Origin of the sequence: Streptomyces sp. NBC_01428, from assembly GCF_036231965.1 — a bacterium.
GTDB lineage: Bacteria > Actinomycetota > Actinomycetes > Streptomycetales > Streptomycetaceae > Streptomyces.
In genome coordinates this window covers 1,689,937-1,712,713 of sequence record NZ_CP109499.1, presented here as the reverse complement: position 1 = coordinate 1,712,713, position 22,777 = coordinate 1,689,937, and the positions used below count along the sequence as shown (strand labels likewise).

16 protein-coding genes and 1 pseudogene are annotated in these 22,777 nt (G+C 72.1%); 13 read left to right on the top strand and 4 right to left on the bottom strand.

Annotated elements, in window-relative coordinates:
- Positions 1 to 43: 43 nt before the first annotated feature.
- Positions 44 to 778 (top strand): annotated as a pseudogene (locus tag OG406_RS39390) (M23 family metallopeptidase); the annotation flags it as partial.
- Here the strand turns inward: OG406_RS39390 and OG406_RS07450 are convergent.
- Positions 768 to 2,132 (bottom strand): DMT family transporter, encoded by a 1,365-nt coding sequence (locus OG406_RS07450; RefSeq protein WP_329184838.1) that lies wholly within the window; start codon positions 2,130 to 2,132, stop codon positions 768 to 770. The pseudogene OG406_RS39390 and the gene OG406_RS07450 sit on opposite strands and share 11 nt — an antisense overlap.
- Before the next feature lie 207 nt (positions 2,133 to 2,339).
- Between OG406_RS07450 and OG406_RS07445 the strand changes: the two genes are divergently transcribed.
- The 6 genes from OG406_RS07445 (at position 2,340) to OG406_RS07420 (ending at position 11,436) form a co-directional block, all read left to right on the top strand.
- Positions 2,340 to 3,089: a (2Fe-2S)-binding protein gene (locus OG406_RS07445; RefSeq protein WP_329184836.1), complete on the top strand. Its 750-nt coding sequence runs from the start codon at positions 2,340 to 2,342 to the stop codon at positions 3,087 to 3,089.
- A gap of 129 nt (positions 3,090 to 3,218) precedes the next feature.
- Positions 3,219 to 4,370, top strand: coding sequence for a glycogen synthase (glgA, locus tag OG406_RS07440; RefSeq protein ID WP_164371501.1), 1,152 nt, complete (start codon positions 3,219 to 3,221; stop codon positions 4,368 to 4,370).
- An 82-nt stretch (positions 4,371 to 4,452) separates the two neighbouring features.
- Positions 4,453 to 5,673 (top strand): glucose-1-phosphate adenylyltransferase, encoded by a 1,221-nt coding sequence (gene glgC / locus OG406_RS07435; RefSeq protein ID WP_081220524.1) that lies wholly within the window; start codon positions 4,453 to 4,455, stop codon positions 5,671 to 5,673.
- Between the two features lie 329 nt (positions 5,674 to 6,002).
- Entirely contained in the window at positions 6,003 to 8,336 is a 2,334-nt protein-coding gene (locus tag OG406_RS07430) for a GH92 family glycosyl hydrolase (protein ID WP_329184833.1), read from the top strand.
- 155 nt (positions 8,337 to 8,491) lie between these two features.
- Positions 8,492 to 9,820: a wax ester/triacylglycerol synthase family O-acyltransferase gene (locus OG406_RS07425; RefSeq protein WP_266617682.1), complete on the top strand. Its 1,329-nt coding sequence runs from the start codon at positions 8,492 to 8,494 to the stop codon at positions 9,818 to 9,820.
- A 101-nt stretch (positions 9,821 to 9,921) separates the two neighbouring features.
- Positions 9,922 to 11,436 (top strand): SDR family NAD(P)-dependent oxidoreductase, encoded by a 1,515-nt coding sequence (locus OG406_RS07420; protein ID WP_329184831.1) that lies wholly within the window; start codon positions 9,922 to 9,924, stop codon positions 11,434 to 11,436.
- 273 nt (positions 11,437 to 11,709) lie between these two features.
- Here OG406_RS07420 and OG406_RS07415 read toward each other — a convergent pair whose 3' ends face one another.
- The gene (locus OG406_RS07415; RefSeq protein WP_329184830.1) at positions 11,710 to 12,270 is read right to left on the bottom strand and encodes an HD domain-containing protein; all 561 of its coding nucleotides are present in this window, start codon (positions 12,268 to 12,270) and stop codon (positions 11,710 to 11,712) included.
- 530 nt (positions 12,271 to 12,800) lie between these two features.
- On the opposite strand from OG406_RS07415, the gene OG406_RS07410 reads away from it, so the two are divergent.
- Positions 12,801 to 12,974: a hypothetical protein gene (locus OG406_RS07410; protein WP_266617685.1), complete on the top strand. Its 174-nt coding sequence runs from the start codon at positions 12,801 to 12,803 to the stop codon at positions 12,972 to 12,974.
- A 180-nt stretch (positions 12,975 to 13,154) separates the two neighbouring features.
- On the opposite strand, the gene OG406_RS07405 is transcribed toward OG406_RS07410, so the two are convergent.
- Both OG406_RS07405 and OG406_RS07400 read right to left on the bottom strand, forming a co-directional pair.
- The gene (locus OG406_RS07405) at positions 13,155 to 14,495 is read right to left on the bottom strand and encodes an amidase (protein ID WP_329184827.1); all 1,341 of its coding nucleotides are present in this window, start codon (positions 14,493 to 14,495) and stop codon (positions 13,155 to 13,157) included.
- A 396-nt stretch (positions 14,496 to 14,891) separates the two neighbouring features.
- Positions 14,892 to 15,941 (bottom strand): LacI family DNA-binding transcriptional regulator, encoded by a 1,050-nt coding sequence (locus OG406_RS07400; RefSeq protein ID WP_164371296.1) that lies wholly within the window; start codon positions 15,939 to 15,941, stop codon positions 14,892 to 14,894.
- Between the two features lie 220 nt (positions 15,942 to 16,161).
- Between OG406_RS07400 and OG406_RS07395 the strand changes: the two genes are divergently transcribed.
- From OG406_RS07395 to OG406_RS07375, 5 genes are all read left to right on the top strand, one after another.
- Positions 16,162 to 17,448: an ABC transporter substrate-binding protein gene (locus OG406_RS07395; RefSeq protein WP_164371295.1), complete on the top strand. Its 1,287-nt coding sequence runs from the start codon at positions 16,162 to 16,164 to the stop codon at positions 17,446 to 17,448.
- A gap of 6 nt (positions 17,449 to 17,454) precedes the next feature.
- Positions 17,455 to 18,426, top strand: coding sequence for a carbohydrate ABC transporter permease (locus OG406_RS07390; RefSeq protein WP_329184825.1), 972 nt, complete (start codon positions 17,455 to 17,457; stop codon positions 18,424 to 18,426).
- Entirely contained in the window at positions 18,423 to 19,337 is a 915-nt protein-coding gene (locus OG406_RS07385; protein WP_329184823.1) for a carbohydrate ABC transporter permease, read from the top strand. Before OG406_RS07390 ends, OG406_RS07385 begins: the two co-directional genes overlap by 4 nt.
- Positions 19,338 to 19,483: 146 nt before the next feature.
- On the top strand, positions 19,484 to 20,716 hold the full coding sequence (locus tag OG406_RS07380) for a glycoside hydrolase 5 family protein (RefSeq protein ID WP_164371294.1): 1,233 nt from the start codon (positions 19,484 to 19,486) through the stop codon (positions 20,714 to 20,716).
- A gap of 43 nt (positions 20,717 to 20,759) precedes the next feature.
- Positions 20,760 to 22,760: an endo-beta-N-acetylglucosaminidase gene (locus OG406_RS07375; RefSeq protein ID WP_329184821.1), complete on the top strand. Its 2,001-nt coding sequence runs from the start codon at positions 20,760 to 20,762 to the stop codon at positions 22,758 to 22,760.
- Positions 22,761 to 22,777: the final 17 nt, after the last annotated feature.

The window sequence follows — 22,777 nt, the reverse complement described above, 5'->3', positions numbered from 1 at the left end:
GACCGCCCAGCGCTCGAAGCAGGCGCCCCAGCGCTCCGTGCGGGACGTGAAACCGCAGAACACCCCGCAGTCGCAGGCCGGCACCGCCGAGATGTACACGGTCGTCCACGGCGACACGCTGTCCGGCATCGCCGGCGCGCGGCACGTCCAGGGCGGCTGGCAGGGGCTGTACGCCGCGAACCGCACGACCGTCGGCTCCGACCCCGACCTGATCCTGCCGGGCCAGCGTCTCGCCCTGCACGGCACGGCGCCCGCTCCCGCGCACCCGCACACCGCCCCGGCTCCGGCGAAGAAGAAGGCCGCCGAGGCACCCGCGAAGAAGGCCCCGGCGGACAAGGCCTCCACCCACACGACGACCCCCACCCGGAAGTCGCACTCCCTGGTCGCCCCGGTCCAGGCGGCGACCGGCACGCCGTACCGCGCGGCCGGGTCGTCCTGGTCGAAGGGCTACCACACGGGTGTCGACTTCCCGGTCGCGACCGGGACCTCCGTCGCTGCGGTGGCCGCCGGGCACGTGGTCACCGCGGGCTGGGGCGGTTCGTTCGGCTACCAGGTGGTGATCCGGCACGCCGACGGCCGCTACACGCAGTACGCCCACCTCTCGGCGATCTCCGTGAAGGCGGGCCAGAGCGTGGTGGCCGGCCAGCGCCTCGGCCGGTCCGGGTCCACGGGCAACAGCACGGGCCCGCATCTGCACTTCGAGGTGCGGACGGGGCCCGGCTTCGGTTCGGACATCGACCCGGTGGCGTACCTCCGGGCGGGCGGCGTCAGGATCTGACGCGGGTGCGGTGGTGGTTCACGAACGGCATCGGCACGTAGGGCACCCCGAGCATGGCGGTCAGATACGGCAACTCGTCCCTGGCCGAGGGTTCCTCCGGGGCGGCGGCGTCCACCCCGGGGGCGGGCGCCTTCAGCGGAGTCGGCACCAGCACCGTTCCGCCACCGGGCTGCGCCTCCGGCACCAGCACGGTCCCGCCGGTCGGCCCGGACGTGGGCACCGGCACGATCCCGGCGGCGCCGTGCGGCGCGGGGTGGTACAGAGCCTCGTCACCGGTCTGGTCCGGCAGCCCCGCGAGCAACTCCCGCACGCTCGCCTCGGAGGCCGTGAGCGACGTGAGGGCGCCCAGGTCCGAGGGGACCACCGGGGCGACGGGACCGACCGGGCCGACGGCTGACGGGCCGGACACGGGCGCGGCCTCCGGCGTCGGCCCGTCGGCCGGGCTCACGACCTCGACCTCGTCCCGTGGCACCGTCTCCGTCTCCGCGGCCGGCTGCTTCGCGTCGCTCCCCGAGCGCGCGGCGCCGCTGCTGATGCGTTCCGACGTGAGCAGGATCAGACCGCCCGCCGCGACCACACCGCAGCCGAGGGCGAGCGCGGTGCCGGTCGTGCCGTAGCGGAAGGTTTCTCCGAACATCGTGATGCCGACCGCGGCCGCCACGACGGGGTTCACCACCGTCAGCGTGGCCAGCGGCGCCTCCAGGCCGGCGCCTCGGTAGGAGGCCTGCGAGAGCAGCATGCCCGCGGTCGCGAAGACGCCGATCGCGGCGAGGCTCGACAGGTCCGCGAGCGAGACGTGCCGCGACCAGTCCACGGCGACGGTCTTGGTGTACACCGACGACATGCTGAACGCGATGCCCGCGCCGACCGCCAGCAGGATGCTCCGCACGGCCGGGTGCCGGTGCGCCGCGCGCCCCGCCACCATGAGGGCCACGACCGAGCCGCCCGCCACCACGCCCAGCGCCAGACGCTGGGCACTGTTCAGGGAGTTCGCGTCGGACGAGCCCACCAGCGACAGCAGGCCCGCGAGTCCGACCGTGGCCATGATCGCGCCGCGCCAGGCCGCCGCTCCGGCCTTGCGGCCGACGAACAGGGCCGCCATCGGAAGCGCGAAGACGATCGTCAGCGCGCCGAGCGGCTGGACGAGCGACAGGGGGCCGAAGGCGAGGGCGACCACGTGCAGCAGCCCGCCCAGGCCGGTCAGCGCGACGGCGGCCCACCAGCCGGGACGGCGCACCGGCGCGTAGGCCTGGCCGGGAGAGGTCAGCGCGACCTGCTCCTGGATGATGGCGCCGCCCGCGTACGCGACGGCCGAGACGAACGAGAGCACCACGGACAGAGCGAGGGCACTCATGAGTCCCTCCTCTGCGAACGGCGCGGGCTGACCCGGCGCGACGAACGGTCGGCTTCCATGGAAACAACGATGCCTCGCGTTTTAGTTCTCGTCGTCGTCCCTGAGACTCCATCGGGTCCTACTGCCGATGGAGTACAGATCGGGCCTTGTCCTCCCCAGGGTGGGCGACACCACGGAGCGATCCACTGGTGGTAACCCCTAGGGGACTTGGTACTACTGCTCTTCGTGGACCTCGACCCCCAGCTGACGGTGCTCGGCGCGCTCGGCGGTTTCTTCGTACTACGCACCGGAGTACCCCGGCGCGGCCCCCTGCCGACCCTCGCGCGGGCCTACGCGCGACCGCGAGGCGACACCACCGGGGAGGTTTACGGGGATCCGATGATTTTCCGTGTCGAGAAGGTCGCGAGGAGTATCGGTGCGCCGGAGGCGCGCGTCGCGGCGTCCGTCGCACAGCAGGGGCTCGCGGCCCGCCTCTGGTCGATCGCCCTGGGGTCCGCCGTCGTCCACGGTCACCTGCCCGACCTCGATCCGGAACTGCTCCGGTGGGACCCGGACGCCGCCGCCCCGGACGACCTGTGGCTGACCGAGGTCCGCGCCCGGCCCGTGACCGACCTCGACGAGGTCGTGCGTGCCGGGCATCTCGTCCCGCTGAGTGCGGCGCTGCGCGACCGGTACCGCGTCTCACCGGGTCTGCTGTGGGGCAACGCCGGTTCCGCCCTGGCCGGAGCCGTGCGCCAGCTCGACCGCTGGGCGATCGCCCACGGGCGTCCGGAGGCGGCGGAGCGGGCCCGGACCCTGGCCGCCGGTCTCCTCGCGCACCCGGACCTCGCCGGCACGCTCGACCCGAGGACGCTGCGCCGCCGCAGCTGCTGCCTCTACTACCGGGTGCCCGGCGGCGGCGTGTGCGGCGACTGCTGCTTCGACCGCCCGCCACGGCCGGCCCCCGGCCGCAGCTGACGGGATCGGGACCGCCCCCGCGCACCCGGCCCGCCCGAAGCCGGCGCAACCACTTTCCGCACGCTCTTCCGCATCGGCCCCAACTGAGTGACCATGAAGGGCATCTGCCGACTACGACAGGGGTTCTGTGTGCGCGTGGGCCTGCTGACCCGGGAGTACCCGCCGGACGTGTACGGCGGCGCCGGCGTCCATGTCGAGTTCCTGGCGCGGGAGTTGCGCGCCCTGACGGACCTCGACGTGCACTGCTGGGGCGAGGGCGGTGCCGGCGGAGTGGTCCGCCACCGGCCGTGGCCCACGCTCGACGGCGCCAACGACGCGCTGCGCACCTTCTCCGTGGACCTCTCCATCGCCGCCTCCCTCGAAGGCCGCGAACTCGTCCACTCGCACACCTGGTACGCCAACCTCGCGGGCCATTTCGGCAAACTCCTGCACGGCATCCCGCACGTCATGACCGCCCACAGCCTCGAACCGCTGCGTCCCTGGAAGGCCGAGCAACTCGGCGGCGGATACGCCCTGTCGAGCTGGGCCGAGCGCACCGCCATCGAGGCCGCGGACGCCGTGATCGCGGTCTCCGGGGCCATGCGGGACGACATCCTGGGCTGCTACCCGGACCTCGACCCCGCCCGGGTGCGCGTCGTGCACAACGGCATCGACACCTCCCTGTACCGCCCCGACCACGGCACCGACGTCCTGGAGCGCATCGGCCTGGACACCGCCCGCCCGTACGTCCTGTTCGTCGGCCGCATCACCCGGCAGAAGGGTGTGCCCCATCTCCTGCGCGCGGTACGGGACATCGACCCGGCCGCTCAGGTGGTGCTCTGCGCCGGCGCCCCCGACACCCCGGAGATCGACCGCGAGTTCCGTGAGCTGTACCAGGAGCTGAGCGCCGTACGGGACGGCGTGCACTGGATCCCGCAGATGCTGCCCCGCCCGGACGTGATCCAACTCCTGACCCACGCGGCCGTGTTCGCCTGCCCGTCGGTGTACGAGCCGCTCGGCATCGTCAACCTGGAGGCGATGGCCTGCGGGACGGCCGTGGTGGCCTCGCGGGTCGGCGGCATCCCCGAGGTCGTCGAGGACGGCGGGACGGGTCTTCTCGTGCCCCTGGACGACGACTTCGAGGCGGGCCTCACGACCGCCCTGGACTCCGTGCTCGCCGAGCCCGAGACGGCGCGGCGCATGGGTGAGGCGGGACGGCGGCGCGCCGTGGAGGAGTTCGGCTGGGACGCCGTCGCCCGAAGGACCGTCCAGTTGTACGAGGAAGTCCTCAAAGCGGGGTAGTGGTCGGGCAGGTGCATTTTTCGAACCAACGGCCGGACCCGCACAGCCGGGACGGCCGGACCGGGCTTAGAGGGGCGGCGGCATGCGGCGCGGTGGACCTTCGGTGCTGGGAATCGTACTGGCGGGCGGTGAGGGCAAGCGGTTGATGCCGCTCACGGCGGACCGGGCGAAACCAGCGGTGACCTTCGGCGGTACGTACCGCCTCGTGGACTTCGTACTCTCCAATCTCGTCAACGCCGACATCCTGCGCATCTGCGTCCTCACGCAGTACAAGTCGCACTCGCTGGACCGGCACATCACCACCACCTGGCGGATGTCGAGCCTGCTCGGCAACTACGTGACGCCCGTTCCCGCGCAGCAACGACTCGGACCCCGCTGGTACCTCGGCAGCGCGGACGCGATCCTCCAGTCGCTCAACCTCATCCACGACGAACAGCCCGAGTACGTCGCGGTGTTCGGCGCCGACCACGTCTACCGGATGGACCCCCGGCAGATGCTGGAGCAGCACATCGAGGGCGGCGCGGGGGTGACGGTGGCCGGAATACGGGTGCCCCGCGCCGAGTCGTCGTCCTTCGGCGTCATCAGCCCCGGTTCCGACGGCCAGACCGTGCGGGGTTTCCTCGAGAAGCCGGCCGACCCGCCCGGCCTCGCGGACGACCCCGAGTGCGTCTTCGCGTCGATGGGCAACTACATCTTCACCACGAAGGCCCTCATCGAGGCACTCCAGCGGGACGCCGAGGACGAGAACTCCGTGCACGACATGGGCGGTTCGATCCTCCCGGCGCTCACAGAGCGCGGCGAGGCGCAGCTGTACGACTTCAGCGACAACCACGTGCCCGGCGAGACCACGCGCGACCAGGGCTACTGGCGGGACGTCGGAACGCTCGACGCCTACTACGACGCCCACATGGATCTCATCGCCGAGCGGCCCGCCTTCAACCTGTTCAACCGCAACTGGCCCATCTACACCAGCTCCGGCCAGCTGTCGCCCGCCCGCTTCAACGCCGGGGGCATTGCGAGCGAGTCCATCATCAGCGCGGGCTCCCTGATCCGCGGTCAGGTGACCCGCTCGGTGCTCTCGCCGGGCGTGCTCGTCGACCCGGGGGCGGTGGTGCAGGGCTCGATCCTGCACGACAACGTGAAGATAGGGCGCGGCGCCGTGGTCCGCGGCGCCGTGCTCGACAAGAACGTCGAGGTGCCGCCGGGCGCGACGATCGGCGTCAACCCCGAGCGGGACGCCGACCTCTACACGGTCTCCAAGGGCGGGGTGATCGCGCTGGGCAAGGGCCAGCGCGTGCCGTAGGGCACGTCCCGACCGCCCCGGTGGCGGCGGCCCGGGACCCCGGTCGCCGCGCGTGGACGAACGGCCCCGGTCACCCGGCTCACCGAGCCGGGTGACCGGGGCCGTTCTGTGCACGTCTTGTCATGTCCCTGGACAGGCGGCGGAATCGCGTGCTGTCATGCCAACGGCTGTGGATGACGACGTTGCGCATGTTGACAACGATGTCATCCCGGCCGGACGCGACGCGTCCCGGGGGATCCCCGCCGGTTGCCGGGAAAGCCGGCCCCCCGACCCGACCATGCAAGAAGACAACGACAACGATGTCGCCCACCCCACCGGAGGTCTCCCGCATGAGATGGACCCGGCGCCTGCGCCTGTGCACGGCCGGGCTGGTGACAGCGTCCGCGCTGCTCGCCCTGCCCACCGCACAGGCCGCCGAGCCGCGCGACGGCCAACTCACCGATCTGGTCAACCCGTTCATCGGAACGGAGAACGAGGGCAACACCTATCCCGGCGCCGCCGTGCCCTTCGGCATGGTGCAGTTCTCGCCGGACACAGGGCACAACACCGGCTACGACCATTCGCAGAACCACATCCGCGGCTTCTCGCTCGTCCACCTGTCCGGCGTCGGCTGCGGGCTCGGCGGCGACCTGCCCGTGCTGCCCACGACCGGCGAGGTCACCCGGACGGACTACGCGCAGTACGCGGCCGAGTTCGACCACGACACCGAGTCGGCGAGCCCCGGTTCCTACAAGGTCGGCCTGAAGAGCGGCATCGAGGCCGAGCTGACCGCCACCGCGCGCACCGGCGTGCAGCGCTACACGTTCCCGGCCACCGACAAGGCCAACGTGCTGCTGAACGCGGGCCAGTCGCTGCACAAGACGGTCTCCACCAAGGTCGAGATCCTCGACAACCGGACCGTCCGCACGGCGATCACCGGCAGCGGCTTCTGCCAGGGCACGAAGCCGTACACGGTCTACACGATCACCCGCTTCGACCGGCCGTTCACCACCTCGGGCACCTGGAACGGCGACACCGTCACGCAGGGCTCCGAGAAGACGGCCGGCACCACCGGGCGCACCGGCGCCTTCGTGCGCTTCGACACCACCGAGGACCGCACCGTCGAGGCGACCACGGCGCTCTCCTACGTGGACGCCTCCGGCGCGGCCGTCAACCTCCGCGCGGAGGGGGGCCGTTCCTTCGACGCCGTCCGCGGTGCCGCCCGGCGGGCCTGGGAGGACCGGCTCGACGACGTACGGGTGAAGGGCGGCACGGACACCCTGCGCCGCACGTTCTACTCCTCGCTCTACCGTTCCTTCCTGGCGCCGAACGTCGGCAGCGACGCGGACGGCCGCTACACCGGCTGGGACCAGCGGGTCCACCGCGCGAAGGGCTTCACGTACTACCAGAACTGGTCGCTGTGGGACACCTACCGCACCCAGTCGCAGCTCCTGTCGCTGCTCGCGCCGCGCGAGGCACGTGACATGGCGATCTCCGTCATCAGGATCGACGAGGAGAGCGGCTGGCTGCCCAAGTGGGGCTACGGCACGGCCGAGACGAACATCATGACCGGCGACCCGGTCACACCGTTCCTCACCAACGCCTACCAGCAGGGCCTGCTCAAGGGATACGAGGACCGGGCCTACCGGGCGCTGAAGAAGAACGCGGACGGCGTGCCGCCCGTCGACTCCCCGGCGCTGGGCCGCGAGGCCAACCGGGAGTACATCGCGAACGCCTTCGCCCCGTACATCAAGGGCCGCCCGCACGCGAAGCCCGGCGACTCGGACTACGACCACGGTGCCTCCGTCACCCTGGAGTACGCGCTGTCCGACGCCATGCTCGGTGAGATGGCCCGGGATCTGGGCCACGACGAGGACGCCGCGCGCTACCTGGCGCGGTCCCAGAGCTACCGGAACATCCACGACCCCTCGACCGGTTTCTTCCGCGCCCGGGACGCCGCGGGCGCCTTCACCGGACCCGCCGACCCCGCCCAGAGCGAGGGCTTCCACGAGGGCACGTCCTGGCAGTACCAGTGGCTCGTGCCGCAGGACCTGCCGGGCATGGTGGACCTGATCGGCGGCAAGCAGGCGGCCAACGACCGTCTCGACTCGTTCTTCGCCTACGACCAGCTCCTGAAGGACCCCGCGAAGACCGCTCGCGAGGTCTGGGTGAACGGGCCGTACGCGTACTACAACGCGGACAAGTACAACCCGCAGAACGAGCCCGATCTCATCGCCCCGTACACCTATCTGTCCACCGGGCAGCCGTGGAAGACGACCGACGTCGTGCACGCGGCGCTGACCCTCTTCACGGACGCGCCGACCGGGATGACGGGCAACGACGACCTCGGCACGATGTCCGCCTGGAACGTGCTGTCCTCGATCGGGATCTTCCCGGTGCAGCCCGGTTTCGACACGTGGGGCCTGTCCACGCCCGTCTTCGACCGGGTCGACCTCACCCTCGACCGGCGGTACTACCCGCGCGGCGCCCTCACGGTCACGGCGCCGGGCACCTCGGACACCGACCGCTACATCCAGGCGGCCCGCGTCGACGGGTCGTCGTACGGCCGTACGTATCTGACGACCGACAAGCTGAGGAGCGTCCGTTCCCTCGGATTCACGGTCGGCTCCGAGCCGTCCGGGTGGGGAACGTCGGCCTCGGCCGCGCCCCCGGTCCTGAAGTGACACCCGGCATGTCCTGATGCGACCGAGTCCCGCCCCTCCCACGAGGGGCGGGACTTAACTTGGTGTTAACTGTGCGTAGCTTGATCGTACTTGACCGTAATCACCGGTCCAGGTTTGACTGCAGGTTCACCCGTCGTCGACGCGAGAGCAAGCCTTTGACCTCCGATTTGCTCGCACCACTCGACCTGGCCTTCTGGAACATCGAGTCCGCCCGGCATCCGATGCACCTGGGCGCCCTCGGCGTCTTCGCCGCGCACTCGCCGACGGCGGGCGCCCACGCGGCCGACCTGCTGGCCGCCCGCGCCGCCGCCGTGCCCGGGCTGCGCATGCGCATCCGCGACGTGTGGCAGCCGCTCGCCCCCCTCGCCTTCGGCAGCGCGACCCGCGAGCCCGCGTCCGACTTCGAACCCCTCGACCACGTCCTGCTGCACGCGCCGACCGCCGACTTCCAGGCCGAGGCCGGCCGGCTGATGGAGAGCCCGCTGGAGCGCGGCCGCCCGCCCTGGGAGGCGCACGTGCTGCCCGGCGAGGACGGGGTGTCCTTCGCGGTGCTCTTCAAGTTCCACCACGCGCTCGCCGACGGGCTCAGGGCCCTCATGCTCGCCGCGGCCATCATGGACCCGATGGACCTGCCGGAGCCCCGCCCCCGTCCCGCCGAGCCGCCCCGCGGACTCCTCCCGGACGTCCGCAAGCTCCCCGACTTCCTTCGCGGCACCCTCTCCGACGTGGGCCGCGCTCTCGACATCGGTGCCTCCGTCGCCCGCGCCACCCTCGCCGTGCAGTCCTCGCCCGCCCTCACCTCCGCGCCCACCGGCACCCGGCGCACGGCCGGCGTCGTGATCGACCTCGACGACGTCCACCAGGTCCGCAAGACCGTCGGCGGCACCGTGAACGACGTCCTCATCGCCGTCGTCGCCGGCGCCCTGCGCCGGTGGCTCGACGAACGCGGCGACGGGAGCGAGGGCGTCGCCCCGCGCGCCCTCATCCCCGTCTCCCGGCGCCGCCCGCGCACCGCCCAGCCGCAGGGCAACCGGCTCTCCGGCTACCTGATACGGCTTCCTGTCGACGATCCCGACCCGCTCGGCCGGCTGCGCGCCGTGCGGAGCGAGATGGACCGGAACAAGGACGCCGGGCCCAACCGGGGCGCCGGCGCCGTCGCGCTGCTCGCCGACCACGTACCGCCCCTCGGGCACCGGCTCGGCGGCCCGGTCGTGGGGCAGGCCGCCCGGCTGCTCTTCGACATCCTCGTCACCAGCGTCCCGCTGCCCAGCCTCGGCCTGAAGCTCGGCGGCTGCCCGCTCACCGAGGTCTACCCCTTCGCTCCGCTGGCCCGCGGCCAGGCCCTCGCCGTGGCCGTCTCGACCTACCGGGGGAGCGTCCACTACGGCCTGGTCGCCGACGCGGAGGCCGTCCCGGACCTCGATCTGCTGGCCCGTTCGCTCACCGAGGAGGTGCGCACCCTGATCGCCGCCTGCACGCCATGATCACCACGGGTTTGGTGCGCGCACGATTGCTCCGTAAAATTCCGCCTTCGACAGCGAGCGCGGTTCGAACGCGGCGCACAACCCGAGGAACGGCAGCAGCGATGACGGTGACAGACGACGGCCGGGCGACCCCCGCCGTGGACACGACAGAGGTGGCCGACGTCGCGTTCGGTCCCGGTATCGACCCCGAGCGGCTGGCCGTCTGCCTCGGTGTGCTCGACGAACTCGACAAGATCGACGTCGACCACCCCGACGCCATCGCCGTGCGCCGCGCCACCGCGGGCGTCTACCGGACCGTGAAGCAGCGCCGCCGCCAGGAGCGCCGCGCCGCCAAGACGGCCCACGACAAGCAGGTCACCGAGTCCACGGCGACCGGCTCGGCCCAGCGGATCGACGACGAGACCGAGGGCATCCTCCCGTCGTCGGCGACGGAGGAGGGCCGGATCGCCGGGATACTCCAGCGCCCGCGCTCCTGCTACACCTGCAAGACCCGCTACGTCGAGGTCGACTACTTCTACCACCAGCTCTGCCAGGACTGCGCCGCCCTCAACCGCTCCCGCCGCGACGCCCGCACCGACCTCACCGGCAAGCGCGCCCTGCTCACCGGTGGCCGCGCCAAGATCGGCATGTACATCGCGCTGCGCCTGCTGCGTGACGGTGCCCACACCACCATCACCACCCGCTTCCCGAGCGACGCGGTCCGCCGCTTCAAGGCCATGGACGACTCGGCGGACTGGATCCACCGCCTGGAGGTCGTCGGCATCGACCTGCGCGACCCCGCGCAGGCCGTGTCCCTCGCCGAGCGGATCGCCGCGCAGGGCCCGCTCGACATCCTGATCAACAACGCGACCCAGACCGTACGGCGGCTGCCCTCCGCCTACGCCGCGCTCGTCGAGGGCGAGAGCGCCCCGCTGCCGGCCGGTGAGCTGCCCGCCCGCCATGTCATCGGCGCCTTCAACTCCGGCGCCGTCGACGGACTGACCGCGCTGCCCGCCGGGGTCTCCGGACTCGACGCGCAGAAGGTCGCCGACCTCGCCCTGGTCGCCGGCAACGCCAGCGTGGTCCGGCACCGCGACGGCACCGCCATCGACGCGGGCGGCCTGCTGCCGGACGTCGTCGACAGCAACACCTGGGTCCAGACCATCGAGCAGATCTCCCCGGTGGAGCTGCTGGAGACCCAGCTGTGCAACTACACGGCTCCGTTCATCCTGATCAGCGCCCTGCGCCCGCAGATGGCCGAGGCCGCCCGCAAGGCGTCCGCCGGGCGCTCCTACATCGTCAACGTCTCGGCGATGGAAGGTGTGTTCGGCCGCGGCTACAAGGGCGCGGGCCACCCGAACACGAACGCGGCCAAGGCCGCCATGAACATGGTGACGCGCACCAGCGCCCAGGAGATGTTCCAGACCGACGGCATCCTGATGACCTCGGTCGACACCGGCTGGATCACCGACGAGCGCCCGCACTACGACAAGCTCCGTCTCGCCGACGAGGGCTTCCACGCCCCGCTCGACCTGGTCGACGGCGCGGCCCGCGTCTACGACCCGATCGTCCGCGGCGAGCTGGGCGAGGACCTGTACGGCGTCTTCCTCAAGGACTACGCGCCCGGCAAGTGGTGAAACGGGCGGCGCGTCGGACGACGTGCCCTCGGTGAGGTGTCCCGGTGGCGTCCGTCGGCAGGTCCGGCGGACGCCACCGGCGTGCCGGGCGGCTCCGTCGACGCACGGAAGCGGCCGGCATGCCCTTCCGTCGACGCACGGCGTCGCCGGCCTCCGACGGGTGCGCTCGGACCGCTCCCGCACCGGGCCACCGGTCCGGGCGGTCCGCGCCGCATGCCGGTCGGGCCGAGGCGGTGCGTCCCGGCCGGGCTCCGCGCGGCGTCCGGGTTCGCGTCAGTCGACGGAGTCGAGGCGGGCCGCGCGGGACGCCACCCGTTCCAGCACATTGCGCCAGTCCTCCATGACGCCCGCGTCCAGGCCGACGACCTTTCCCGCGTCGTCCGCCTGCCGCAGGGTCACCGCGTCCTCGGCCAGCGGGTCCTGCTCGAACGCGGCCACCTCCCGCGGGCTCATGGCGCCGCCCTGGGCGGTCAGCGTCAGCGCGCTCTGCGGGGACAGCCCGCGGCCCGGCGACGTGGTCGCCAGATAGCGCTTCGCCGCCACGTGCAGCCGGACGAGGCGGGCGACCCGGTCGCCGAGCAGCGGCCGTAGCGCCTCGGCCGCGTGGTCGGCGTGCCCGGCGTCGTCGCCCGGCCTGAGCAGATGCCCGATGTCGTGCACGAGGCCGGCGACCTGGAGCTCCTTGTCGCTGGGGCGTTCCCGGCGCAGCAGCGCGGCGGTCTGCAGCCCGTGATCGTGCAGATCGACCGGGTCGCCGCTCCGGTCCGGGGTGTCCCACGCGCCCCGGCAGGCGTGCAGCAGATCCATCAGATCGTCGACGCCGCGCAGTTCCATGCGCCGGTCCTCCCACGAGAAAGCCTGTGCCGGGGGTCAGCTCACCATGCCCTCCTTGCGAACCGGCCAACGGGATCTGAACTGCGCACCGCCTCCGGAGAGGCCCGGTCGGAGCGACGCCCGTCGGCCGCCGGTGACTTCAGGCTGGCCCCTGACACGTCCTGATGCCCTCCCCTGTGGTCGGTATTGAGCCGAATGGGTGGCGGCGAAGAGGGCATCGTGTTTCAAATCACCGCAGATCGGGGCCTGATGGGACCAGGGCGACCCGCGACGGTAACGCGAAGTTTTCGGCCCCATCGAGCAGTCACCTGCTCATTTGGTTACCCTGTAGCCGACGGGCAGCCTTACTGGGGTCCACCCACACCCACGGTCCGTCCCGGGACAAGCCGGTCACCACGGCCTGCTCTCACCCGAGTTACCGGCGCCACCGCGTCCCTAACTGCCTTCGACTCATACCCGAGCGGACGTCAGGAGACCGGGCAGACCGGACCGCACGTCCCGAGGGTGACCCGACACATAAGGAGTGCGCGGTGACACCAGAGAAGACGAATCGCGATCAGCGCCCCAAGGAACGCACGGAGCGCGCCGGCGGTGCCGACATCAAGCTCGGCAGCCTGGACGTGTGGGCCAGGTCCGCCCCGATCCGCCTCGCGGGCTACGAGGACGACCTCGCCGAGCCCCACATCCTCCCCAGCGTCGACTGACCGACGCCGGGATCGGTCCATCGCGATCGCCGGCGGTATGGGCGTGCACGGTTCACGCCCATACCCGTCGGAACAGCCGCGGCCGGCCACCGGCCGCGGCTCCCGTGTTCTCCGGCGCGGTCGAGCCCCCGGAGACGCGGCGACGCCGAGTCCCCCCGCTCGGGACGCCTCCCGCGCCGCCTAGTCCAGCCGCGCCGTACGTCGCCACGGGTTCAGTACCTCCAGCTGTCCCGCCACGTCCAGCAGCGCCGCCTCGGAGCCGGGACGGCCGACGAGCTGTACGGCGCAGGGGGCGCCGTTCGGCAGGGTGCCGAACGGGACCGCCATCGCGGGCCAGCCGGTGAGGTTCCACGGCGGAGTCATCGGCGAATAGGCCGTGTTGGCCAGGATGTTGCGCAGCCAGCCCCGCTCGTGCCAGGCCACGGAGGCGGGGCTGCGGCGGGCCAGTGCCGGAGTGAGCAGTACGTCGTGCTCCGCGAAGAACGGCGCAAGCCGCGCGCGCAGCTGCTCGCGCCGGACTCCCGTGCGGACCCCGGTCACGAAGCGGCGCCCGACGGCCGCGTGCACCCGGGTGCGCCGGGCCAGCCGGCGCGGGTCGAGGTCCTCGGCGTCCACCGCCGTGCCCGCCGTCCAGTGCGCGAGCGAGGTCGTGCTCAGCCAGACCGGGTACGGCGGGTTCGCGGGCCGTACCCGGTGCCCCGCCTCGGACAGCAGTGCGGCCGCCTGGCGGGCCGCGATCGTATACGGTCGCGTGACCCGCACACCGGCCAGCGGGCTGCGCACCGAGACGGCGATGCTGCGGGTGACGGGCTCCGCGGGCGGCGGCTGCTCGGTGTCGGCCAGGACGGAGAACATCAGCCGGGCGTCCTCGACCGTCGTGGCCAGGGGCCCGTTCTCCGACATGCCGAACCAGTCGCCGTGGCCGATCCCGGCCGGGACCACGCCGTGGCCCGGTTTGAGGGCGACGAGGCCGCAGTTCGCGGCCGGGATCCGCAGGGAGCCCATCCCGTCGTTGCCGAGCGCGAGGGGCACCATCCCGGCGGCCACCGCCGCGGCGCTCCCGCCGGACGAACCACCCGCCGTCCGGGACAGGTCCCACGGGTTCCGGGCGGTGCCGTGCACCCCCTCCGTGGTGCCGAACACGCACAGCTCGGGCACGTTCGTCAGTCCCACCACCACGGCGCCGGCCGCGCGCAGCCGGGCCACCGTGACGTGGTCCTCGCCCGCGGGGGTGTCCGGGGTCGCGGCGGAACCATTGCGGTTCGCCTCGCCGCACACCGCGAGGTTGTCCTTCACCGCCACTGGCACTCCCGCGAGGGGGAGTTGCCCGAGATCCCGGGAGAGCAGCTCGTCCGCCTCGGCGAGCGCCGCGTCGGCGCGGACGGTGCGGAAGGCGCCGACCCTGCCGTCGAACCGCTCGATCCGGGCGAGGTGTTCGGCCACCACCTCGCGCGGTGTGACCCGCTGTTCGCGGACGGCGGCGGCGATCTCGGTGGCGGTGCGGCCGACCCAGGTGGTCACGGGTGCTCCTCGCTCCATGGCGTACTGGTGAGTAGTACGTGTACGGGTGCACTCTGCCCGGCGGGGGCCGCCGCGTCGAGAGCCGTCCGCCGCGGACATCCGGTGCGGTCCCGTCGGACTTCCGCGCGGACCGCGGCCGACGTTCCCGCAGCCCGTCGAGTCATCCGATCACCTGTTCAACGCCGGTCGGTAGAGCCTCCATTGACAGTCTCCTGGGGCCCCTCGATCATCAGACCTCCGACGAATGAGGGCCGCATGCGACCGATCCCGGAGCTGGAGGGCCGCGGCGACGTCCTGCGGTCCTTCGCGGACTCCGTGCGCCGGTACGGCATCAAGGCCGGCGTCCACATCTCGCCCGTCGACGAGAACCAGTCCTCGTGCGTCCCGGCGACCCCGTCACGCCTCCGCCGTGCAGGGGCCCGTGCTCTCCCGCTCGATCAGCCGCGGTACCGGGACCCGAACCGTGCGCGCCGGACCGCCGTCCAGCAGCGCCGTCAGCTCCTGGGCCGCCGTCCGGCCGAACTCGACCGTGTCCCGGGACAGCGCGGACAGCCACGGCTTGACCATGCGGCACAGCGGCGAGTCCTCCCAGGCGACCACCGACACCGCGCCCGGCACGGAGAAGCCCAGCTCGCTCGCGGCGGCGACACCGGCCAGGGCCATCACGTCGTTGTCGTAGATCAGCGCGCTCGGCGGTTCGGCGCCCTCCAGCAGACGCCGGGTGACCGCCGCGCCCTGCGCGTCCGAGTAGTCGGTGGTCAGCGAGCGGACCTCGGGCAGACCGCGCCGCTCGGCCTCGGCCCGCAGGGTGCGGATGCGCCGCTCGGTGTGCGCGAGCCCCGGCAGGCCCGCGATGTGCACGATCCTGCGGTGCCCCAGGGTGTACAGGGCGTCGACCACGGCCGCCATCGCGCCCGCGTCGTCCGCCCACACGGTGGACATCCCCGGGTGCGGGGCGTCCGGAGCCCCGCCGATGACCACGGCGGGCAGGCCGAGTTCGTCGAGGAGTCCCGGACGCGGATCGTCGACGCGCGGGTCCACCACCAGCACGCCGTCCACCCGGTGCTCGGCCCACCAGCGCCGGTAGACCGCGCACTCGGCGTCCACGTCCTCGACGACCTGGAAGAGCAGGCCGAGATGACGCTCCGCCAGCACCTCCTGGATGCCCGAGATCAGCTGGAGGAAGAACGAGTCCACGCCCAGTGCGTCGGCGGGCCGCGCCACCACCAGGCCGACGGTGGCCGCGCCCTCGCCGGACAGCTGGCGCGCCGCGGTGCTGGGCCGCCAGCCGAGCTGCTCGGCGACCCGGCGCACCCGGTCGCGGGTGACCTCGGAGACGCCGGGCCGGTCGTTCAGCGCGAAGGAGACCGCGCTCTCGGAGACCCCGGCACGCCGCGCGATGTCCTTCATCGTCGGCCGGCGTGCCGGAGACCGTCTGGCTGGCACGGGACTCCCCATTTCTCCAGGTCATGCACTAAAGCGCTTGAGTGCATCCAGCCTAAAGCGCATTAGCGATCTCGCGCAAGGGACTCGTGAGATGGCTCTGACCTGCACTAATGTCATGCGAATTCATTTAGTGGATGCCAATCCATTGACTTCGCCGACGGCCGCCGGGCATGGTCGCTGGCGCCACCACCCGCAGACGCCGCAAGGGAGCCGTGTCACCGTGCCCATACCCCGCAGAGCACTTGTCGCCGCCGCCGTCGCCCTCGTCCTGCCGCTGAGCGCCTGCGGTTCCGGCGACAGCGGCGGCTCGACGGACGCCTCCGGCAAGATCGAGGGCGACATCACCTTCCAGACCTGGAATCTGAGGGCCAACTTCAAGCCCTACTTCGAGGGCGTCGTCGCCGACTTCGAGAAGAAGTACCCCGGCACCCACGTGAAGTGGATCGACCAGCCGGCCGAGGGCTACGCCGACAAGATCAGCGCCGACGCGGCGGGCGGCACCCTGCCCGACGTCGTGAACGTCTCTCCCGACCTCGTCGCCCCGCTCGCCAAGGCCGGACTCGCCCTCGACCTCGACAAGTCGGCCGCCCGGTACAAGAAGGAGTACCTCGCGGGTGCCTGGGCCGGCCACCAGGTCCCGGGCATGACGGGCACCTACGCCTTCCCCTGGTACCTCAACACCGGGCCGCTGTTCTACAACAAGTCGCTGTTCGAGAAGGCGGGCCTCGACGCGTCCCAGCCGCCGACCACGTACGACGAGCTCTTCACCGACGCGCTGCGGCTGGCGGACAAGAGCGACGGCAAGGTCGCCACCCTCGCCAACGTGCCCACCATCGAGGACTTCGGGCGCTACGGCGTCGAGCTGATGAACAAGGAGGGCACCGCGTTCTCCTTCAACGACGCCAAGGGCGTACAACTCCTCACCAAGTACAAGGAGTTGTACGACGCCAAGGCGCTCGACCCGCAGGCGCTCACCGCCACCCCCGAGTCGTCCGGCAAGAAGTTCCTGACCGGCGCCGTCGCGATGAACCCCGGCAGCGCCCTCGACCTCGGCAACTTCAAGAAGCAGGCCCCGAACCTGTACAAGAACATCGGCATCACGGACCAGATCACCAGCACCGGCAAGGTGAACATGTACGTGATGGGCGTGATGGTCAACGCGCGCACCAAGCACACCCCGGCGGCCGTCGCCTTCGCGCACTTCGTCACCGACGCCCAGAACCAGATGTCCTTCGCCAAGAAGGTCGCGATCTTCCCGAGCACCGCGGGCTCCCTGGACGACCCGTACTTCACCAAGGAGGACGGCACCGACGAGACGCGCGTACGGGTCGCCGCCGCCAAGTCCCTGAAGAACGCGGTCAACTACACCCCGGTCCTGTTCAGCGAGCAGATGAAGACCGCGCTGCGCAACGAGATCGCCAAGGCGCTGCAGGGCAAGCAGAGTCCCAGGACGGCACTCGACAACGCTGTCAAGGCCTGTGACACCTTGCTGCGGCAGCAGGGCTGAGCGGTCATGGCGAGTTCCTCCAGCACCGCACGGGAGCCCCGCGCGCTGTCCCGGGAGCCGCGGGCCGGCTCCCGGGAGGGCTCCCCGCAGCCCCGGCCCGGCACCCGGGTACGCCGCCAACTGAGCACCAGCCCCTGGCTGTTCGCCGCTCCGGGCCTCCTGGTCGTGGGCGTCTTCATCCTCTACCCGTTCGTCTCGACGGTGATCAACTCCTTCACCGACCGCCGCACCCTGATCCCCGGCGCGTTCGTGGGCCTGGCCAACTTCCGGGAGCTGCTGCACGACGAGATGTTCTGGACGGCGCTGCGCAACAGCACGCTGTACGTCCTCGGGGTCGTCCCCGCGCTCGTCCTGCTGCCGCTGCTGCTCGCTCTCCTCGTCCAGAAGAACATCCCCGGCATCGCCTTCTTCCGGTCCGCCTTCTACACCCCGGTCGTCGCGTCGATCGTCGTGGTCGGACTCATCTGGGTGTGGCTCCTCGACGAGCGCGGCCTGGTGAACGCGCTGCTGGAGGCGGTCGGGGCCGGCAAGGTCGGCTTCCTGAGCGACCAGTGGCTGCTGCTGCTCAGCGCCATGGCCGTCACGGTCTGGAAGGGCCTCGGCTACTACATGATCATCTACCTGGCCGCGCTCGCCAACGTGCCCCGCGAACTGCACGAGGCCGCCGCGGTGGACGGAGCGGGGGCGGTGCGCCGCTTCCTCACCGTCACCGTGCCCGCCGTCCGGTCCACCATGGTCCTGGTCGGCGCGCTCTCCTCGGTCGCCGCCTTCAAGGTGTTCTCCGAGGTGTACCTGATGGCCGGCCCCGACGGCGGCCCGGCCGGCGAGGACACCACCCTCGTCATGCTCGTCCAGCGCACCGGCACCGGACTGACCGGCCGCGTCGGCTACGCGTCCGCCCTCTCCGTCGTCGTCTTCGTCGTCACCGTCGCGCTGATGCTGCTCGTGCTGCGCGCCGACCGGAAGGAGGACGCATGAGCACGCCGGTGAAGACCCGCGCCGCGGCACCGCGCCCAGAGGCGGAGCGCCCGCACCGTCGCCGGGTCACCGACGAACACGGCCGACGCGTCCCGCTCTGGGAACTCGCCCTGCGCTACCTGCTGTTGCTGGCGGTCCTCGCCCTGACCGTCGGGCCCTTCCTGTGGCAGCTGTCCACCTCGCTCAAGGGCCCCACCGAGGACATCTTCAGCTCGCCGCCCCGGTTCGTGCCCGGCGACCCGACCCTGCACAACTACCAGCGCGTCGCCGACACCATCCCGGTGTGGGACTACGCCCTCAACTCCCTCAAGGTGGCCGGCGCCAACGTCGTCACCAACTGCGTGGGTTCGGCCCTCGCGGGGTACGCCCTGGCCCGGCTGCGCTACCGCGGCCGGCGGGTGGCCACCCTGGTCTTCATCCTGGCCATGCTGGTGCCCGTCGAGGGCATCATCATCGCCCAGTTCACGACCATGCGGGAACTCGGCCTGAACAACACGCTCATCGGGGTCGTCCTGCCCGGCTGCGTCGGCGCGATGAACGTCCTGCTGATGCGCAACGCCTTCCTCAACCTCCCCCACGAGATCGAGGAGGCCGCCTTCGTCGACGGCGCCAACGTGTGGCAGCGGTTCCTGCGGATCGCGCTGCCCTCGGTCAAGGGCACCCTCGCCGTCGTCGCGATCTTCGCCTTCATGGGGGCCTGGGACGACTTCCTGTGGCCGCTCATCGTGCTCAGCGACCCCTCGAAGTTCACCCTCACCATCGGACTCAACTACCTGCACGGCACCTTCGCCAACGACGAACGCCTCGTCGCCGCCGGCACGGTCATCGCCGTGGCACCGCTCATCGCCCTCTTCGCCTGCCTCCAGCGGTACTTCTTCCGCGGTGTCGGCGAGGGGGCCGTCAAGGGCTGACCTCCGTCGCGGACGAGCCGCCGGCCCGCACTCCGCCGACCGGCGCCTCCGCCCCACCACCCCGTGCCCGTCAGCCCCCTCACCGTCCTACCGCCTCACCCGCCGGCCTCCACCGCTCCGTCGTTCCGATTCGCAAGGATCCCCGCATGCCTCCTGCCGTGCGCTTCGGCGTCAACTACACCCCCAGCCAAGGGTGGTTCCACCACTGGCTCGACTTCGACCTGGACGCGGTCCGCGCCGATCTCGACTCCATCGCCGCGCTCGGCCTCGACCACATCCGGGTCTTCCCGCTCTGGCCCTACTTCCAGCCCAACCGCACCCTGATCCGCCCGCGCGCCGTCGAGCAGCTCGTCGCGCTCGCCGACGCGGCCGCCGAACGCGGACTCGACGTCAACGTGGACGGCCTGCAGGGGCATCTGTCGAGCTTCGACTTCCTGCCCGCCTGGACCCGGACCTGGCACCGGCGGAACATCTTCACCGACCCGGACGTCGTCGCGGGGGAGGCGGCCTATCTGCGGACCCTCGCCGCCGCCCTCGCCGACCGGCCCAACTTCATCGGGATGACCATCGGCAACGAGGTCAACCAGTTCGCCGCCGGACCCCACCCCGACCCCGACCGCGTGACCGAGGACCAGGCCGGTGCGTGGCTGCGGCGGCTGCTCGACGCCTGCGAGGAGGGCGCCCCCGGCAAGCCGCACCTGCACGCCTCGTACGACGCCGCCTGGTACCAGGACGACCAGCCCTTCACCCCCGGCCACTCGGCCCGGCTCGGCGCCATGACCGCCGTCCACTCCTGGGTGTTCAACGGCACGGCGCAGCGCCACGGCCGGACCGGCGTCGCCACCGAGCACCACGCCGCCTATCTGATCGAGCTGTCCAAGGCCTGGGCGGACGACCCGCACCGCCCGGTCTGGCTCCAGGAGGTCGGCGCGCCCGCCCCGCTGATCCCCGCCGAGCACGCCGCCGCCTTCACCGAGGCCACCGTCACCAACGCCCTCGACTGCCCCGACCTGTGGGGCGTGACCTGGTGGTGCTCGCACGACGTCAGCCGCGACCTCGCCGACTTCCCCGAACTCGAATACAGCCTCGGCCTGTTGACCAGCGACCGGCGGACGAAACCCGCCGGGGACACTATCGCCGGCCTCGTCGGGCGGGACCGTCCGGCCGCGCCCGCCCTCCGCACCACCGCCCTGGTCGTCGACACCGCGCCGGGCCGCTCCGTGTGCGCGCCGGGCGGCCCCGTCTTCGAGGCCTTCGCCCGGCTGACCGCCGACGGGGTCCGCCCCACCACCGTCCTCGCGAGCCGCGTCACCGACCGCGAACACTTGGCCGCGCGCGGGATCACCGAGGTCGTCACACCGGCTCAGGCGACCGCCTGAGCCGAGCACCGTAATCCGTTCCCCACACGCTACGGAGCACATCGTGAACCTCAGCAGACGAACCGTCCTGCTCGCCGGAGCGGGAGCCGCCGCCGGACTCGTGCCCGGCGTGTCCGGCACGGCCGCCGCCGCGGCCCGGGACCTCCAGCCGTACGCCTCCTACTGGTACCCCGACTCACTGCCCGCGGGCACCCCCGGCGCCGGCATCACCTGGCGCAGCCTGGCGTCGTGGCGTGCCGACACCGACGCCGACCTGGCGTTCAACGCCTCCGCCGTGCCGCTGGCGGACCGCTTCACCCCCGTCCCGGCCAACACCACGGCACGCTCCGGGCAGGCCCGCGTCCAGTCGCTCGTCTCCTTCGGCCCGACGGCCCAGAACTCGTCGCAGGGCGCCGCCACCGCCGACTACTACGCGCTGACCCACTGGTCCTACCTCGACGAACTCGTCTTCTGGGGCGGCTCGTCGGGCGAGGGGCTGATCCTCGCGCCGAACGCGCCGATCGTGGACGCCGCGCACCGGCACGGCGTCCCCGTCCTCGGCAACGTGTTCCTGCCGCCCGCCGCGTACGGCGGTCAACTGCGGTGGACCCGCGACCTCGTGCGGAAGGACGCCGAGGGACGGTACCCGCTCGCGGCGCAACTCGTCGCCGTCGCCGCGGCCTACGGGTTCGACGGCTGGTTCGTCAACGCCGAGACGGGCGGCGGCGATCCGGCCCTCGCCACCGACATGCTCGGCTTCCTCGGCGAGCTGAAGGCGCTCGGCGCGGCCAGGGGGCAGCGCGTCACCTGGTACGACGCGATGACCGTGAACGGCTCGGTCAGCTGGCAGGGCGCGCTGAACGACCGGAACAAGGCGTTCTTCCAGGCGGCCGACTCCCTGTTCCTCGACTTCCGCTGGACCTCCGGCGCTCTGGCCACGTCCGGGACGACGGCCGAACAACTGGGGCGCGACCGCTACGCGTTGTGGGCGGGCGTCGACGTCGAGGCGAACGGCACCGACGCCTCCGTGAACTGGGACGCCGTCGTCCCCGCCACGAAGGCGCACGTCACCTCCATCGGCTACTACCGGCCGGAGTGGACGCGCAACCACCTGCCCGCCGGCCGTGGCCCCGGCGACTTCCACGCGGCCGACGACGCCTTCTGGACCGGCGCCTCCCTCGACCCCGCGCGGCCCGACACCACGGCCCGCTGGCGTGCGCCCGCGCTCTTCCTCGCCGACCGCTCCACCGTCACCTCCCTCCCGTTCGCGACCGTCTTCAACACCGGCCACGGACTGAAGTGGTACGAGGGCGGCGAGGCGACCGGAGACACCGCCTGGAACCATCTCGGCCTCCAGGACCGGCTGCCCTCCCGCCGCTGGGTGGTCCGCACCGGCGGCCGACGCCCCTCGGTGACCTTCGACTTCGCGGACGCCTGGCGCGGCGGCAGCAGCGTCCTCGTCTCCGGCGACCTGGACGCCCCGGCCACCCTGGACCTCTACGCGACCCGGCTCCCGCTCGGCGAGGACACCGTCGTCGAACTGACGCACCGCACGGACGCCGGCGAGGTCTCCCTGGAGCTGGCGGTCGCCACGGACGACCCCGCGGCGCCCGGCGCGGCACCCCCGTACACCCATCTCCCGGTCTCCTCGGGCAGCGGCTGGCAGACCTCGACCGTGTCCCTGTCCGGGCTGACGGGGACCGTCCGTGCCCTCGGTGTCCGGCTGACCGGGACCGGGGGTCCGGTGCGCTGGCGGCTCGGCGGACTCGCGGTCCGGAACGCCGCCGAGACCCCGGACGCGCCCACCGGCCTCCGTGTCACCGACGCCGAAGGCGGCGACCTGCGCCTCGGGTGGCAGCCCGCTCCCGGACCGGTGCGCCACTACGAGCTGCACCGGATCCTCCCCGACGGCACGCGCCGCTTCCTGGGCGGTACCTGCCAGCGTGCCTTCCACGTCGCGGGGCTCGCCCCCGAACAGGGAGAAGCGGCCGCACGATTCGAACTGCGCTCAGTGGGGGAACTGTTCAGCGTCTCCACACCCGCCACGACCACGCACACCTGGTAACAACCCGCATCCCATAC

Excerpts from the sequence above, each read along its gene's own strand:
- OG406_RS07420 (WP_329184831.1), top strand. The coding sequence starts at position 9,922 with ATGACGGTGACAGACGACGGCCGGGCGACCCCCGCCGTGGACACGACA.
- glgC (WP_081220524.1), top strand. The coding sequence starts at position 4,453 with ATGCGGCGCGGTGGACCTTCGGTGCTGGGAATCGTACTGGCGGGCGGT.
- OG406_RS07450 (WP_329184838.1), bottom strand. The coding sequence starts at position 2,132 with ATGAGTGCCCTCGCTCTGTCCGTGGTGCTCTCGTTCGTCTCGGCCGTC.
- OG406_RS07385 (WP_329184823.1), top strand. The coding sequence starts at position 18,423 with ATGAGCACGCCGGTGAAGACCCGCGCCGCGGCACCGCGCCCAGAGGCG.
- OG406_RS07380 (WP_164371294.1), top strand. The coding sequence starts at position 19,484 with ATGCCTCCTGCCGTGCGCTTCGGCGTCAACTACACCCCCAGCCAAGGG.
- OG406_RS07430 (WP_329184833.1), top strand. The coding sequence starts at position 6,003 with ATGAGATGGACCCGGCGCCTGCGCCTGTGCACGGCCGGGCTGGTGACA.
- OG406_RS07415 (WP_329184830.1), bottom strand. The coding sequence starts at position 12,270 with ATGGAACTGCGCGGCGTCGACGATCTGATGGATCTGCTGCACGCCTGC.
- OG406_RS07390 (WP_329184825.1), top strand. The coding sequence starts at position 17,455 with ATGGCGAGTTCCTCCAGCACCGCACGGGAGCCCCGCGCGCTGTCCCGG.